This is a genomic window from Pseudomonas sp. CCI3.1, from assembly GCF_034313985.1.
In the GTDB taxonomy this organism is placed as follows: Bacteria; Pseudomonadota; Gammaproteobacteria; order Pseudomonadales; family Pseudomonadaceae; genus Aquipseudomonas; species Aquipseudomonas psychrophila.
The window spans coordinates 4,402,756-4,417,857 of the sequence record NZ_JAVIWO010000001.1 but is presented as its reverse complement, the minus strand read 5'-3'; the positions used below and the strand labels follow the sequence as shown (position 1 = coordinate 4,417,857).

Below are 15,102 nucleotides of genomic sequence, written 5' to 3'. Positions count from 1 at the left end.
GCCCACAGCTCTTGAGCCGCGCGGGTTTTCTGACGCCTTAAAAACGTCAAAAATGGCTGAAGACCGCAGTTTTAAAGGGGTGAGCTACCAGCCCAGGGTTTCTTTCAGGAAAGGAATCGTCAGCTTGCGCTGTGCCTGCAGGGACGCTTGATCGAGCCGTTCTAGCAGATCGAACAAAGCACTCATGCTGCGAGTGCCTCGCGTGAGGATGAAATGTCCGACTTCGTCGGTCAGATGCAGACCGCGACGTGATGCGCGCAACTGCAAGGCACGCAGCTTGTCTTCATCAGACAAGGGGCGCATCTGAAACACCAGCGCAAGGGTCAGGCGGGACTTGAGGTCAGCCAGTTTGATTGGCAGCTCGCGTGGCGAGGTAGACGCCGCAATCAGTAGACGGCGCCCGCTGTCGCGCAGGCGATTGAACAGGTGAAACAGCGCCTCTTCCCAGTCAGCACGCCCGGCCACCGCCTGAAGATCATCCAGGCAGACCAGTTCGTACTGCTCAAGGTTATCGAGGATTTCAATACCGCGATCCAGCAACTCGGCCAGAGGCAAGTACACCGCCGGCTCACCCATTTGCTCAAAGCGCAGGCAGGCGGCCTGTAGCAAGTGCGTGCGGCCTACACCCTGCTTGCCCCAGAGATAGATCAGGCTTTCTGTCCAGCCGGCGTCGGCTTCGCACAGTCGCTCGACATAGCCGAGTGCAGCGGCATTGGCGCCTGGATAGTAATTTATGAAGGTTGCGTCATCACGCAGACGCACACCTAGGGGCAGCTGAATCGGTTTCATGCTGACTGAACAGTTCAAGCGAACTGTTAGTGGCCTCTGTGTAAAGTATTAAAAGTTTATACCCGTGTAACCGGGCACACAATGTAACAGACCACGAGCAAAATCAAAGGTTTGCGTTAAGGTCTTGGATTGTTTGATCTTTTTCTGACATTTCAGGCGCTTCAAGCGCACATGAAAAAGGCGGGATCACCTACCCGGTGAGCCCGCCCTTCATAGCACCTTGCCGTTACAGCTCCGGGTCTTCACTGCCTTTATAGGCATGAGAGTCCTTGTACAACTCCTGCACATGACGCACCAGCACCATGATCACCGCCGCTACCGGCAATGCCAGTAACACTCCGGTAAAACCAAACAGCTCGCCACCCGCAAGAATCGCGAAGATCACGGCCACCGGATGCATACCGATCTTGTCACCCACCAGCAAGGGTGTAAGTACCGTACCCTCCAGCGCCTGACCGACCATAAACACAGCCACGATTCCGAGCATCGGGTACAGGTCCCCGCCAAACTGGAACAGTCCGGCGATCAGGGCGGCACCAATACCGACGATAAAGCCCATATACGGCACGATAGCCGCCAGCCCTGCCATCAAGCCGATCAACAGCCCCAGCTCAAGCCCGACCAGCATCAGACCGGCAGAGTAAATCACCCCCAACGCCAGCATCACCAGCAACTGGCCTTTCACAAAAGCGCCGAGCACGTCGTGACACTCCTTGGCCAGAGACACAATTTGATCGGCCCGTGCACGCGGCAACAAGTTGCGAATCTTGGCCAGCATGATGTTCCAGTCTCGCAGCAGGTAAAACGCTACGACTGGAATCAGCACCAGGTTGGCCAGGAAGCCGATCAACGCCAGACTGGAAGCCGTGGCCTGGGACAAAACTATGCCGACAATGTCGGTGGCCTGCCCCATGTGCTCAGTGATTGCGGCCTTGATCTTGTCGAACTTCCAAAAGCTGTCGCTCAAACCAAGCTTGGCCTGCACCCACGGCATCGCCGTGTGCTGCAACCAGTCGAGTACCAGGGGTGCCAACTGATAAAGCTTCAAGAGCTGCTTGGCCAGCAACGGCACCAACACCAATATCAACGTCATCATGATGACCGTGAACAGTGCAAAGACCGCGACCGTGCCCCAGGTTCTTGAAAGCCCGGCTTTTTCCAGCCGATCAACCACAGGGTCGAACATATAGGCCAGGACGATTGCGACCAGAAAAGGCGTGAGTATCGGATGCAAAAAATATAAAAACAGGGCCAAGCCCAACCCTACGCCCCACCACACCCACTGTCGCGAATCAGCCATGAGCCACCCCATCCCTATATAAAGAAGACAACAACCTACCAGCGAAACCGAAGCTGCGCCGTTGGTGTAGAAGCAGCACCGGCCGCTTGCCCTGCGCCCGCCGCAGCAGGCACCTGCTCTGCCGGTACTTCCTGTAGCTGCGCCAGTCCAAGTTGCGAACGCAACTGCTCGGCACTGCCATTTACCAGATACACAATACGATCACCGTCGACACTCTTTAGTTGCGCGCCGAAAGGCTCGAGCAGATGCCACAGTTGCGCATAGCGCGGCAGCGTCATGCCTTGCACTTCAAGCAATTGCTCCGTGGAGACCCCGGGCTTGACCGCATAACGCGGGGCCAGACGCTGGCTCACCGCAAGCATCACGGCATCGGCCAGTGCCGCCTGATCCGGTGCCTGCGCACTGCCCTGCTCCTGCTGGTCGCCTACCCACAAACGCCACTTGGCACTCCACTGCCCATCGTCTTCACGGGCATGTACAGCCAGCAAGGCATCCGCGCCGTAGCGCTCTGAAGCCTCCTTCAACGGTGCGGGATTACTGCCCTCAAGGTTTTCAGCCGTACCCACCAGCTGTTCACTGAGATCTGCCAGCGGCAAGCGCAATGGCAACCCGCGGTGCTGCGCTGCACGGCGCAAGGGTTCAGCCACAGATTGACCGTCCCCGACCAGGCTCGACCCATCGACCGAATCGTTCAACCACCAGCCGAGCAAGGCGGGACGATTACTGCCCCACAGCGACAAACCGGCCTGGCGCAACGCCCGATCAGTACTCACCGGGTCGAAATCCACCTGCAGGCTTTCTGGCGGGCCAGCGTCATAACCATACCGACTGATGATCTGCTGCGGGTCCTTGCGAATCGCCTCAAGCCCGAGGTTTTGAACCGCCTTGGCATCACCCGTCAAACGCAGTACCAGGGTTTCCAGTGCCTTTTGCGTGGCCTGGGTGCGTTCATCGGGTGACTGGCTGGCCACCGGCTCACGCACTTGATAAAGGTCGGTCAGGATTTCGGCATGACTTGCCAGGCTAAAAAAGGACAAACAGCCCACGGCTAAAAATTGGCTCAGACGCATGAAAGATTCCCGATCACAAAAAGCAGCCTAAAAGGACGCCATAAAAACACTCGAACAGACTTCTGACACGGCTGCTGCCAAATCATTCACGCCCGTATCGCAGTTTTCATTCGGTCATAAAAACTCAAAAGTAATTCGCTATACCTTATACAGGCCCGCACACAGACCCAAGTACGACTAAAAAAGGTTTTTTTCGACAGATATAACCCTGCCTGTCGGCCCGAGGATGGCCGCTGCCCTTCAAGCCTGATAAAATCGCGCGCCTTCGCAGACCGCCAACAGCCGGGCACCCTGTAAATGCTCTGATGCACTTGACGAGCACTTGCAAGCTTGCCCCCTGAACTCGGTCGATACCCCCGAATCCCCCCTAAAGGCCTGGATTATGAGCAAGCAACCATCCCTGAGCTACAAAGACGCCGGTGTAGACATCGACGCCGGTGAAGCATTGGTCGAACGCATCAAGAGCGTGGCCAAGCGCACTGCACGCCCGGAAGTGATGGGCGGCCTCGGCGGTTTTGGCGCCCTCTGCGAAATCCCGGCTGGCTACAAGCAGCCTGTTCTGGTTTCCGGCACTGACGGCGTTGGCACCAAGCTGCGCCTGGCACTGAACCTGAACAAACACGACAGCATCGGTATCGACCTGGTTGCCATGTGCGTTAACGACCTGATCGTATGCGGCGCCGAGCCTCTGTTCTTCCTCGACTACTACGCTACCGGCAAGCTCAACGTAGAAACCGCGACCCAAGTGGTTACCGGTATCGGCGCTGGCTGCGAACTGTCCGGCTGCTCGCTGGTAGGCGGCGAAACCGCTGAAATGCCTGGCATGTACGAAGGCGAAGACTACGACCTGGCCGGCTTCTGCGTGGGCGTTGTAGAGAAATCCGAAATCATCGACGGCTCCAAGGTTGCTGCCGGCGACGCCCTGCTCGCCCTGCCGTCTTCGGGCCCGCACTCCAACGGTTACTCGCTGATCCGCAAGATCATCGAAGTATCCGGTGCCGACATCGAAAACATCCAGCTCGACGGCAAGCCGCTGACCGACCTGCTGATGGCGCCAACCCGCATCTACGTCAAGCCGCTGCTCAAGCTGATCAAAGAAACCGGCGTTGTTAAAGCCATGGCCCACATCACCGGTGGTGGCCTGCTCGACAACATCCCGCGCGTTCTGCCAAAAGGCGCCCAGGCGGTTGTGGACGTTGCCAGCTGGCAGCGCCCTGCCGTATTCGACTGGCTGCAAGAAAAAGGCAACGTGGACGAAAACGAAATGCACCGCGTGCTGAACTGCGGCGTTGGCATGGTGATCTGCGTGGCACAGGCTGACGTTGAAACTGCGCTGAACGTACTGCGTGAAGCAGGCGAGCAACCTTGGGTTATCGGCCAGATCGCAACGGCCGCCGAAGGCGCACCACAAGTTGAGCTGCAAAACCTCAAGGCGCACTAATGCCTGATACCTGTGATGTAGTGGTGCTGCTTTCCGGCACCGGTAGCAACTTGCAAGCCTTGATCGACAGCAATGACATCAAGGACAGCCCGGCAAGAATCCGTGCGGTCATCTCCAACCGCGCAGATGCCTACGGCTTGCAACGCGCCAAAGACGCGGGTATCGATACCCGCGTACTGGATCACAAAGCATTCGAGGGCCGCGAGGCCTTCGATGCTGCATTGATCAAGATCATCGACGAATTCAAACCGCAACTGGTGGTTCTGGCCGGATTCATGCGCATTCTCAGCGCAGATTTTGTGCGTCACTATCAGGGTCGCCTGCTCAACATCCACCCTTCGCTGCTGCCTAAATACAAAGGCTTGCATACGCATCAGCGCGCGCTGGAAGCGGGCGATCGCGAACACGGCTGCAGTGTTCACTTTGTGACCGAGGAACTCGACGGCGGACCTCTGGTCGTACAGGCAGTGATACCGGTAGAGTCCAATGACTCTGCGCACGCTCTGGCGCAACGGGTTCACACCCAGGAACACCGGATATATCCGCTTGCAGTGCGCTGGTTTGCCGAAGGTCGCTTGTCACTTGACGAGCAAGGCGCATTATTGGACGGTCAATTACTTGCGGCCAGCGGCCACTTGATACGAACCTAGGAGAACTTATGCGTCGTGCCCTGCTTCTCGCCTTCAGCCTGCTGGCTATTCCAGCAGTGCATGCAGCCGAACTTCAGCCTTTCAAGGCCAGCTACACCGCTGACTGGAAACAGTTGCCCATGAGCGGTTCCGCCGAGCGCAGCCTGACCAAGAGTGACAACGGCATCTGGACCTTGAACTTCAAGGCGTCGATGCTGGTGGCCAGCCTTAACGAAGAAAGCACCCTCAAGATTGAGAAAAATACGCTGATCCCGCTGACCTACCACTTCGAACGTGGCGGCCTGGGTAAAGCGAAAAAGATCGATCTGGACTTCGACTGGGCGACCAAAATGGTCACCGGCACCGACCAGGGCGACGCAGTCAAAGTGCCGCTGCTTACCGGCATGCTCGACAAGTCCACCTACCAGCTCGCGCTTCAACGTGATGTAGAAGCGGGTAAAAAATCCATGAGTTACCAAGTGGTTGATGGTAACGACGTCGACACCTATGACTTCCGCGTGATCGGCCCTGAAGTGGTCGAAACCAAGGCGGGCAAGGTAGACGCAATCAAGGTTGAGCGCGTACGCGATCCAACACAGAACAAGCGCATCACAGAAATGTGGTTCGCCAAGAACTGGGATTCGCTGCTGGTCAAGCTGCGTCAGGTCGAAAAAGACGGCAAGGAATACAACATCATGCTGCTGGACGGCACGGTGAATGGCAAAACGGTCAAAGGCAACTAAACCGCAAGCCTCAGAAAACCTCGCTTCGGCGAGGTTTTTTTTGGCCCGCTGAACGACATGAACATGAAACTTTATTCATAAAACTTATGAGCAAAACCGTAAACACCACGTATTACAAGGGCTCCAGGGTTATGCGCTTTTTTACAACATGACAGCGCGACAATCAGCTATTTACTTAGGAAGCTAACAGATTCTATAAAGAAGTCCTGCGACGACTTGCCGCAGAACCTCATCAGAATTTGGAGCAAGCAGATGACTATCAAAGTAACTGAGCGCGACGATTCACGTATGTTCCACCAACTGGTAGCCCACGGTGTACACCTGTGGGATGTTCATCAAGAAGACGTATTGGTCGGCATGTTCCACCGCGAAAGCGACGCTCACAGCTACAAGGCTGAGCTGGAAAAGCTGGAAGCGCAAAAACGCCAGGCCTGAACGACAGTAACTACAGACTTGAAAAACACAAACCCCGCCGAAGCGGGGTTTGTTTTGTTATGCGCTAACGCAAAACTCTGTGGGAGCGAGCCTGCTCGGGAAAGCGTTCGCGAGCAGGCTCGCTCCCACGGGTTGTGAGTGTTACCACATCAGATCATCAGGGATCTGATAAGCCGCGTACGGATCATCTTCTTCCGGTGTTTTCGGCTCGACCAGGATGTTCAATTGCACAATCCGGCGCGGGTCGCGCTCCTGGATCTTAAGCGCCGCCTCGCGAGGGATGACTTCGTAGCCGCCCTGGTGCTGCACGATCGCCAGCGAACCATTGGCCAGCTTGTTGCGCATCAGGGTGTTGACCGACAGGCGCTTGACCTTTTTGTCATCGACGAAGTTGTAGTAGTCCTCGGTCGTCAGCTTCGGCAGACGCGAGACTTCGATCAATTGCTTGATCTGGGCGGCGCGGGCCTTTTGCTCGACTTTCTCCTGTTGCTGACGGTTCAGCTCCTGATCGCGCTTGACCTTCTCGGCCTTCGCTTCAGCAGCCAGACGCTGCTGGGTGTCGTCCAGTTCAATCTGACCCTTGTGGGCCAGGCGCTGTTGCTTCTGCTTTTCTTTGCCGGCCTGCTTGGCCTGCTTCTCGTTGACCAGTCCGGCTTTGAGCAACTGGTCGCGTAGGGAAATGCTCATCTACTTACTCACTTAGGCAAACTCAGCCGCAGCTGGGCAAATTCTTTTCCTGGCGCTTGGCTTCGCCCCACAGGGCGTCCAGGTCTTCAAGGGTGCAACTTTCAATGGGACGCAGGGTATCGCGCAATGCCTGCTCAATAAACCGGAAACGTCGATCAAATTTTGCATTGGCGCCACGCAGGGCCGTTTCAGGGTCAACTTTGAGATGGCGGGCCAGGTTGACCACCGAAAACAGCAGGTCGCCAATCTCGTCATGGATTGCCGCCGTGTCGTTATCGGCCATGGCTTCCAGCACCTCGTCCAGCTCTTCACGGACCTTGTCCAGCACCGGCAATGCCGCCGGCCAGTCAAAACCGACCTGGGCCGCACGCTTTTGCAATTTGGCCGCACGGGACAGCGCTGGCAGCGCCACCGGTACGTCATCCAGCAAGGAGAGCTGCTCGGGGACCCTGGACTTTTCTGCCCGCTCCTGCGCCTTGATTTCATCCCAGCGCTGCTTGACCTGCTCTTCAGTCAGGCGTGGCACATCCAGCGGCGCGTACAGATCGCCAGTGGGGAACACATGGGGATGTCGGCGGATCAGCTTGCGGGTGATGCTGTCGATCACTCCGGCAAACTCAAATCGGCCTTCTTCACGGGCCAGCTGGCTGTAATACACCACCTGAAACAGCAAATCGCCCAGTTCGCCTTGCAGGTGTTCAAAGTCGCCTTGCTCAATGGCATCGGCAACTTCGTAAGCTTCCTCAAGGGTGTAAGGCACGATGGTGGCCCAGGTTTGCTTGATATCCCACGGGCAGCCGTACTGCGGGTCACGCAGACGGGCCATGAGGTGTAGCAGGTCGTCGAGGTTGTACATCTGTAATCCTTTGGCCCAAACCTGTAGTCGCTGCCGCAGGCTGCAATGGGTTGCGTAGCGACCCCGCTTTACAAAGCGAAGGTCGTTCGGCCCTTATCGCAGCCTCATACCTCGTCAGCGACTACAGGTTATCTTGCTTCGCTGCGCCCGATCCGACGGGTTTCGATGATGTTCGGCAGTTGCGAAATACGCCCCAGCAAACGCCCCAGCGCGTCCAGACCCGGGATCTCGATGGTCAAGGTCATCAATGCTGTGTTGTTTTCCTTGTTCGAGCGGGTATTGACCGCCAGCACGTTGATCCGCTCGTTGAGCAGCACCTGAGATACGTCACGCAGCAAACCCGAACGGTCGTAGGCACGAATTTCGATATCGACCGGGTACGTGGACACCGGGATCGGCCCCCAGTTGACCTGAATGATCCGCTCAGGCTCACGACTGCCCAGTTGCAACACCGAGGCACAGTCCTGACGGTGAATGCTCACGCCACGCCCCTGGGTGATGTAACCGACAATCGCATCACCCGGCAGCGGTTGGCAGCACCCGGCCATCTGGGTAAGCAGGTTGCCGACGCCTTCGATCTGGATGTCCCCGCGCTTGCCCGGCTTGTAGCCCGTAGCCTTGCGCGGAATCAGCTCCATCTGTTCGCTGCCGCGCTCCGGCTCGACCTGCTGCTGCGCCAGATTGATCAACTGCGCCAGGCGCAAGTCACCGGCCCCGAGCGCCGCGTACATATCCTCGGCGGTTCTCATGTTGGCTTTGTCGGCGAGCTTCTCGAAGTCCACCGCCGGCAGGCCCAAACGACTCAGCTCACGCTCAAGCATGGTTTTGCCAGCCGCGACGTTCTGGTCACGCGCCTGCAGCTTGAACCAGTGAACGATCTTGGCCCGCGCCCGCGACGTGGTGATGTAGCCCAGGTTCGGGTTCAGCCAGTCGCGGCTCGGCGTGCCGTGCTTGCTGGTGATGATCTCGACCTGCTCACCGGTTTGCAGGCTGTAGTTGAGCGGCACGATGCGCCCGTTGATCTTGGCACCGCGGCAGTTATGGCCGATTTCGGTGTGCACCCGGTATGCAAAGTCCAGCGGTGTTGCGCCCTTGGGCAGGTCGATGGCATGACCGTCCGGAGTAAAGATGTACACCCGGTCCGGTTCGATATCGACCCGCAGTTGATCGGCCAGACCACCGATATCGCCGAGTTCTTCGTGCCATTCCAGCACCTGGCGCAGCCACGAGATTTTCTCTTCGTACTGGTTGGAACCGGCCTTGACGTCCGTGCCCTTGTAGCGCCAGTGCGCACACACCCCCAGCTCGGCCTCTTCGTGCATGGCGTGGGTGCGGATCTGCACCTCCAGCACCTTGCCTTCAGGCCCGATCACGGCGGTGTGCAGCGAGCGGTAGCCGTTCTCTTTAGGGTTGGCGATGTAATCGTCGAACTCTTTGGGAATGTGCCGCCACAGGGTATGGACGATCCCCAGCGCGGTGTAGCAGTCGCGCATTTCCGGGACCAGTACCCGTACCGCACGCACGTCGTAGATCTGGCTGAAAGCCAAGCCCTTACGCTGCATTTTTCGCCAGATGGAATAGATGTGTTTGGCCCGGCCGCTGATGTCTGCATCAACTCCGGTGGCCACCAGCTCGGTACGCAACTGGTTCATCACATCACTGATAAAACGCTCGCGATCAAGGCGGCGCTCGTGCAGCAAGGTGGCAATCTGTTTGTACTGCTCGGGCTCCAGGTAGCGGAAGGACAAGTCCTCCAGCTCCCACTTGATATGACCGATACCCAGGCGGTGCGCCAATGGCGCATAAATATCGAACACCTCACGGGCGACGCGGTTGCGCTTCTCGTCCGGGGCATTCTTAACCGCACGAATCGCGCAGGTCCGCTCGGCCAGTTTGATCAGTGCAACGCGCACGTCATCAACCATCGCGACCAGCATCTTGCGCAGGTTTTCGACCTGGCCCTGGGTACCCAGAACCATGGACTGACGGGGACTGAGGCTGGCGCTGATGGCCGCCATGCGCAGCACGCCATCAATCAGCTTGGCAACCACCGGCCCGAAGCGCTGGCTGACGGCAGGCAACAAGACCTGCCCTTCGCGCACGCAGCGATAGAGGATGGCGGCAACCAGAGAGTCTTGATCCAGTTTTAGATCGGCCAAGATCTCGGCGATTTCAAGGCCGGTGCGAAAGCTCGATGTGCCCTCGGCCCACAGGTTTTTTGCCGCGTTGGCTTGCTGCTCGGCCTCGCGCGCAAACTCGCACGCTTCTTTCAAGGCTTCACGGTCAAGCGCCACATCGACACTCACCGCATGATCGAGCCATGCCTCGAGGTTGAGACTGCCGTCGGTGTTGATCGGCTGGTGTGCTCTGACCTGTACCATCTTGCTTACCTTCCCTACAGCGCAGATTCAATGCGCCGAAATCACAGGCCCTAATCCCAACCGCGCGCTACAGGGCGTCACTGCGCGGGTTGCGGGCCCGTCGAAATAGACAGACCGTCCTAGTCTGCTTCAAATAACGCCATCGCCTCGACATGCGCTGTTTGCGGAAACATATCGAGGATTGCGGCACGTTTTAACCGGTAACCCTGCTTCATCAACTCAACCGTGTCCCGTGCCAGCGTGGCCGGGTTACACGACACATACACCAAACGCTTGGCGCCAAGGCCTGACAGCTTGCGCACCACTTCATAAGCGCCATCGCGAGGCGGATCGAGCAGTACGGCACAAAAACCGTCTTTGGCCCAGACTGCATCCACCAGCGGCTGCGACAAGTCAGCCTGAAAGAAGGCCACGTTGTGCAGGTTGTTACTGACCGCATTTTGCGCTGCGCGTTCGACCATGGTCGCAACACCTTCAACGGCAACCACCTCGCGTACCTGACGCGCAAGTGGTAACGCGAAGTTACCCAGCCCACAGAACAAGTCAAGAATCCGTTCGTCAGCTTGTGGAGCAAGCCACTTAATTGCTTGAGCCACCATCGCTTCATTGACGCCAGCATTGACCTGGACAAAATCACCAGGGCGATACGCCAGCTCCAGCCCCCACTGTTCCAAACGGTAGCCCAAGGACTGGGTCAAATCGACCGGTTGTGGCTCGCCTTCACCCTGCAGCCACAATTGGGCGTTATGGGTAAGGCAAAAATCCTGCAGGACGTTCATGTCCGCATCATTGAGCGGCGCCATGTGCCGCAGCAAAACCGCAATCGCCGAACCGCTGAACAACTCGACGTGGCCAAGGGCCTTGGGATTGCTCAACTGGCGCAACATAGCGGGCAGCCCCGACATGATAGGTTGCAATGCCTGTACCAGAACCAAACAGTGATCAATGGCGACGATATCCTGACTACCGGCCGCCCGAAAACCGACGTCCAGACGCTTGGCCCGCGCATCCCAGCGCACGGCGATGCGTGCACGGCGCCGATAGCCAAACTCAGGACCTGTGAGCGGAGTCGCCCACTCTTCAGGTTCGACACCTGCCACACGGGACAGTTGCTCGGTCAACATGCGCTGTTTCAGTGCAAGCTGCTCTTCATGGGGCAAATGCTGCACGCTGCAACCGCCGCATTTTCCCGCGTGGGCACAAGGCGCCACACGACGGATGTCGCTGGCCTTGAAAACACGCTCGGTGCGGGCTTCAACGATCTTGCCGTGAGCCCCCAGCACCCGGGCTTCGACTTCTTCACCGGCCAGGGCGCCCGACACAAACCAGGTACGCCCTTCGATAAAGGCAATACCCCGTCCGTCGTTGGCCAGGCGCTCGATGTTCAAACGCTGTTTCTTGCCCGCAGGCACTTGCGGGGCCTTGGTCCCGCCAGCAGGCTGGAAGCGCAGACCTCTTTCTTGCTTAGCCATCAATTAGGCTCATCGTAAATGCCAGTCGACAAGTAACGATCGCCCCGGTCGCAAATGATCGCGACCATCACCGCGTTTTCGACTTCCTGGTTCAGACGCAGCATGGCTGCCACCGCCCCGCCCGAGGACACGCCACAAAAAATGCCTTCTTCACGGGCCAGACGACGGGTTACGTCTTCAGCTTCGCGCTGGGCCATGTCGACGATGCGGTCAACGCGGTCAGCCTGATAAATTTTCGGCAGGTACTCGGTCGGCCAGCGACGGATACCCGGAATGGCGGCGCCTTCCATCGGCTGCAAGCCGACGATCTGCACGCCCTGGTTCTGCTCCTTGAGGTAGCGCGACACACCCATGATGGTACCGGTGGTGCCCATCGAACTGATGAAGTGGGTGATCGTACCGTTGGTCTGACGCCAGATCTCGGGGCCGGTGCCCGTGTAGTGCGCTTCGGGATTGTCACCGTTGGCGAACTGGTCGAGGACCTTGCCCAGGCCCTGGGCCTGCATCTTGTCGGCCAGATCGCGGGCACCTTCCATACCCTCCTCCTGGCTGACCAGGATCAGCTCGGCGCCGTAGGCGGTCATGGCCGCCTTGCGCTCGGCGCTGGAGTTGTCAGGCATGATCAGGATCATCTTGTAGCCCTTGATCGCAGCAGCCATGGCCAGTGCAATCCCGGTATTGCCCGAGGTGGCTTCGATCAGGGTATCGCCGGCCTGGATCTGCCCGCGCCCTTCAGCGCGTGCAATCATCGACAGAGCCGGACGGTCCTTGACCGAGCCTGCAGGGTTGTTCCCTTCGAGCTTGAGCAACAAGGTGTTGGTGGTGTTTCCAGCCAGGCGCTGCAAGCGCACCAGAGGAGTGTTGCCGACGCAATCGGCGATAGTTGGGTACTGCAATGTCATGGCGTATTCGCAATCCAGACCGCGGGGCCGCACATCATACCGACAAACGCCGACAGCCCATATCACGCAAAGTGCGGTGCTTATGGCTAAAGGCTATAAGCCAGGCTTTGAGGCACACTCGAACCCGTATCAGCCTCGCGCTGCTCGTCAGCTGCTACGTGGTGCAAGCGCAAGCTATTTGGCTGGTAAACGAACATGCACTCGTAACCCGCCCCCATGATTCTCTGCCCACAAGCTGCCGCCCTGCAACCGCAAGGCATTGCGCGCAATGCTCAGGCCCAGACCGAAACCGCCGTCCCCTGGCCGAGAGCCATCCAGGCGGGTAAAAGGCGCGAATATCCGTTCCAGCTCTTGAGGCGCCACGCCGCCGCCCTGATCGTCCATCCATAAGTGCCATTCGTCGCCTTCACGCTGGCCGCTCAAGCTGACAATACCGTCAATCGGTGAATGCCGAATGGCATTACGCAGGATGTTTTCCAGGGCCTGGGCCAGGCTGTTGAGGTGCCCGCGCACCCAGCAGTGTTCATCCACAAGGCAGGGCAACCGCGATTGTGGCCAGCCGCTTTCAAAGCGGGCGTTTTCAGTCAACATCTCCCACAACGCTTGAACCTGAATATCTTCCACCGGCAAGGGCCCGCGCTCGGCATCCAGCCAGGCCAGTTGCAGGGTGTCTTCAACCAGCCGCTGCATGCCGTCGACTTCTCGGCTCAAGCGCTCGCGCAAGGCCTCAACCCCCTGCTCGCTCTCACACGCCACCCGCAAGCGGCTCAAGGGCGTACGCAGTTCATGGGACAAGTCCCGGAGCAACTGCTGCTGTTGCGAGACGGTGCTTTGCAGGCGCTCGGACATTTGATCGAAGGCGCGGGCCAGTTCACCCAGCTCATCCTGACGCGCCGTGGTCTGGCTAGACAGCCGGGCACCCAACTGATCTGCACGCCATGCGTTGGCCTGCTCACGCAAATGATTCAGCGGCACGATCAGCACGCGGTAAAGGCCCACGCACAGCAACAACGTCAACAAACCCGGAATCACGCCGTTGGTGACAATGCGCCAGATCACCTGGGAGCGGCCCGGCATAAAGCGTTGCGGCAACTCGATCACCAGGCTGCCCGCTGAAGGGTCCTTGGGAAAGGGCACCTTGATCCACGGGCGTGCCGTCTTGACATGGCTGATCGGCCAGTCAAGGCCGCGTAAAAAGGTCAGGCGCTGAGCTTCGTGGTCATTGAGCGGATAGCTGCTCAGCGATTGCAAATCCTGACCAATAACCCCGACCCAGCCGGGCTCCCTGCTGCCCATCGTCTGCAGCCACTGGTCGACACCGGTTTGCTGGGCGGTCTCCCAGGCGCGCTCGGCCTCACCGGCGTAGCGCACCAGCGTGTTGTGGGCCTGTTCGGAAAGAAAGCCGGTGCGCTTGTCCATGTAGCGGCCCCAAGACCAACTGAGCCAGATCATCAGCAAACAGAACACCACCAGCAAACAGGCCAGCTTCCAGAAGACAGAGTTCTTGCCCGGCACTTTACAAGGCATCGCTGGCGCTCAAGACATAACCCTTGCCCCACACCGTGCGCACTTCGCGCTGATGGTAGCCGACCGTTTTGAGTTTTCGCCGGATCTGGCTGATGTGCATGTCCAGACTTCGGTCATGGGCCGCATAACCGCGCTGCAGCACTTGTTGATAGAGAAATGCCTTGCTCAAGACCTCGTCGGCATTGCGCTGCAAGGTATCGAGCAAACGGAACTCGCTGCGGGTTAACCCGGCCCACTGCTCGCCGTGGCGTACGTCGCAGGTGTCTTCGTCGAACAGCAAGCCGCTCTCGGCCGGTGGCGGATCCTGTGTCAGGCGGGTTTCAGGCATACGGTCCAGGGCGACGCGGCGCAAGATGGCCTGGATCCGTACCCGCAGCTCGGCCATGCTGAACGGCTTGGGCAAGTAGTCGTCTGCCCCCAGCTGAAACCCGCTGATACGGTCAGCCTCGGCGCCCAGGGCGGACATCAGGATCACCGGCAAGGCGTGGGTCTGGCGCAATTGCGTGAGCACCTGCAAACCATTCATGCCGGGCAGCAGGATGTCCATCAGCACCACATCAAAGTGCTCTTGCCGGGCACGGGCCAACCCCTCCTGGCCGTTCTGGCACCAGATAACGTCAAACCCGCAGCGCAGCAACTGCTCGTGCAGATAGGCGCCCAGAATGGGATCGTCTTCAATGGTCAGAAGGCGCGAAGGGCTAACAGCTACGGGATTCATTAGCGTCTGCAAGTAATTCTCAATCGGCGATTATTCAAGATTGAGCCACTACGGGCAACCGGCATGGGCTTTATAGCGGGTCCGACAATCGGAATTGAGGGCAAATTTTCAAAGATTTGCCAGGCACCATGTGGCTACACTGCGTTCTGGCC

The 15,102-nt window shown here is 58.4% G+C and carries 14 protein-coding genes; 4 read left to right on the top strand and 10 right to left on the bottom strand.

The annotated features are described in order from the left end of the window. Positions 1 to 84: 84 nt before the first annotated feature. The 3 genes from hda to RGV06_RS20235 form a co-directional block, all read right to left on the bottom strand. Positions 85 to 789, bottom strand: a complete 705-nt coding sequence (gene hda, locus RGV06_RS20245) for a DnaA regulatory inactivator Hda (RefSeq protein ID WP_019827725.1) — start codon at positions 787 to 789, stop codon at positions 85 to 87. A 226-nt stretch (positions 790 to 1,015) separates the two neighbouring features. Further along, positions 1,016 to 2,089, bottom strand: a complete 1,074-nt coding sequence (locus tag RGV06_RS20240) for an AI-2E family transporter (protein ID WP_019827726.1) — start codon at positions 2,087 to 2,089, stop codon at positions 1,016 to 1,018. Positions 2,090 to 2,124: 35 nt separating this feature from the next. After that, a complete protein-coding gene (locus RGV06_RS20235) occupies positions 2,125 to 3,159 on the bottom strand; it encodes a DUF2066 domain-containing protein (RefSeq protein WP_322151036.1) in 1,035 nt (344 codons plus the stop codon). A gap of 382 nt (positions 3,160 to 3,541) precedes the next feature. Between RGV06_RS20235 and purM the strand changes: the two genes are divergently transcribed. The 4 genes from purM (at position 3,542) to RGV06_RS20215 (ending at position 6,407) form a co-directional block, all read left to right on the top strand. Further along, positions 3,542 to 4,600 carry a phosphoribosylformylglycinamidine cyclo-ligase gene (gene purM / locus RGV06_RS20230; protein ID WP_019827729.1) on the top strand — a complete coding sequence of 353 codons (1,059 nt, stop codon included), beginning with the start codon at positions 3,542 to 3,544 and terminating at the stop codon, positions 4,598 to 4,600. Next, entirely contained in the window at positions 4,600 to 5,250 is a 651-nt protein-coding gene (purN, locus tag RGV06_RS20225; protein ID WP_019827730.1) for a phosphoribosylglycinamide formyltransferase, read from the top strand. The genes purM and purN overlap by 1 nt, the downstream gene beginning before the upstream one ends. An 8-nt stretch (positions 5,251 to 5,258) precedes the next feature. Then, on the top strand, positions 5,259 to 5,972 hold the full coding sequence (locus RGV06_RS20220; RefSeq protein ID WP_019827731.1) for a DUF3108 domain-containing protein: 714 nt from the start codon (positions 5,259 to 5,261) through the stop codon (positions 5,970 to 5,972). A 252-nt stretch (positions 5,973 to 6,224) separates the two neighbouring features. Further along, on the top strand, positions 6,225 to 6,407 hold the full coding sequence (locus tag RGV06_RS20215) for a hypothetical protein (RefSeq protein ID WP_019827733.1): 183 nt from the start codon (positions 6,225 to 6,227) through the stop codon (positions 6,405 to 6,407). Positions 6,408 to 6,548: 141 nt separating this feature from the next. Here RGV06_RS20215 and RGV06_RS20210 read toward each other — a convergent pair whose 3' ends face one another. The 7 genes from RGV06_RS20210 to RGV06_RS20180 all read right to left on the bottom strand — a co-directional run bounded on the left by RGV06_RS20210 (position 6,549) and on the right by RGV06_RS20180 (position 14,950). Then, positions 6,549 to 7,094 carry a DUF2058 domain-containing protein gene (locus tag RGV06_RS20210; protein ID WP_019827734.1) on the bottom strand — a complete coding sequence of 182 codons (546 nt, stop codon included), beginning with the start codon at positions 7,092 to 7,094 and terminating at the stop codon, positions 6,549 to 6,551. A gap of 22 nt (positions 7,095 to 7,116) precedes the next feature. Beyond that, the gene (gene mazG, locus RGV06_RS20205; protein WP_198820924.1) at positions 7,117 to 7,950 is read right to left on the bottom strand and encodes a nucleoside triphosphate pyrophosphohydrolase; all 834 of its coding nucleotides are present in this window, start codon (positions 7,948 to 7,950) and stop codon (positions 7,117 to 7,119) included. 128 nt (positions 7,951 to 8,078) lie between these two features. Then, positions 8,079 to 10,331, bottom strand: a complete 2,253-nt coding sequence (relA, locus tag RGV06_RS20200; RefSeq protein WP_019827736.1) for a GTP diphosphokinase — start codon at positions 10,329 to 10,331, stop codon at positions 8,079 to 8,081. A gap of 119 nt (positions 10,332 to 10,450) precedes the next feature. Next, the gene (gene rlmD, locus RGV06_RS20195; protein WP_019827738.1) at positions 10,451 to 11,803 is read right to left on the bottom strand and encodes a 23S rRNA (uracil(1939)-C(5))-methyltransferase RlmD; all 1,353 of its coding nucleotides are present in this window, start codon (positions 11,801 to 11,803) and stop codon (positions 10,451 to 10,453) included. Next, positions 11,803 to 12,705: a cysteine synthase CysM gene (cysM, locus tag RGV06_RS20190; protein WP_019827739.1), complete on the bottom strand. Its 903-nt coding sequence runs from the start codon at positions 12,703 to 12,705 to the stop codon at positions 11,803 to 11,805. The genes rlmD and cysM overlap by 1 nt, the downstream gene beginning before the upstream one ends. A 174-nt stretch (positions 12,706 to 12,879) precedes the next feature. Beyond that, a complete protein-coding gene (locus RGV06_RS20185; protein WP_046808895.1) occupies positions 12,880 to 14,232 on the bottom strand; it encodes a sensor histidine kinase in 1,353 nt (450 codons plus the stop codon). Then, complete coding sequence (locus tag RGV06_RS20180) at positions 14,222 to 14,950, bottom strand: response regulator transcription factor (RefSeq protein ID WP_019827741.1); 729 nt, start codon at positions 14,948 to 14,950, stop codon at positions 14,222 to 14,224. Before RGV06_RS20180 ends, RGV06_RS20185 begins: the two co-directional genes overlap by 11 nt. Positions 14,951 to 15,102: the final 152 nt, after the last annotated feature.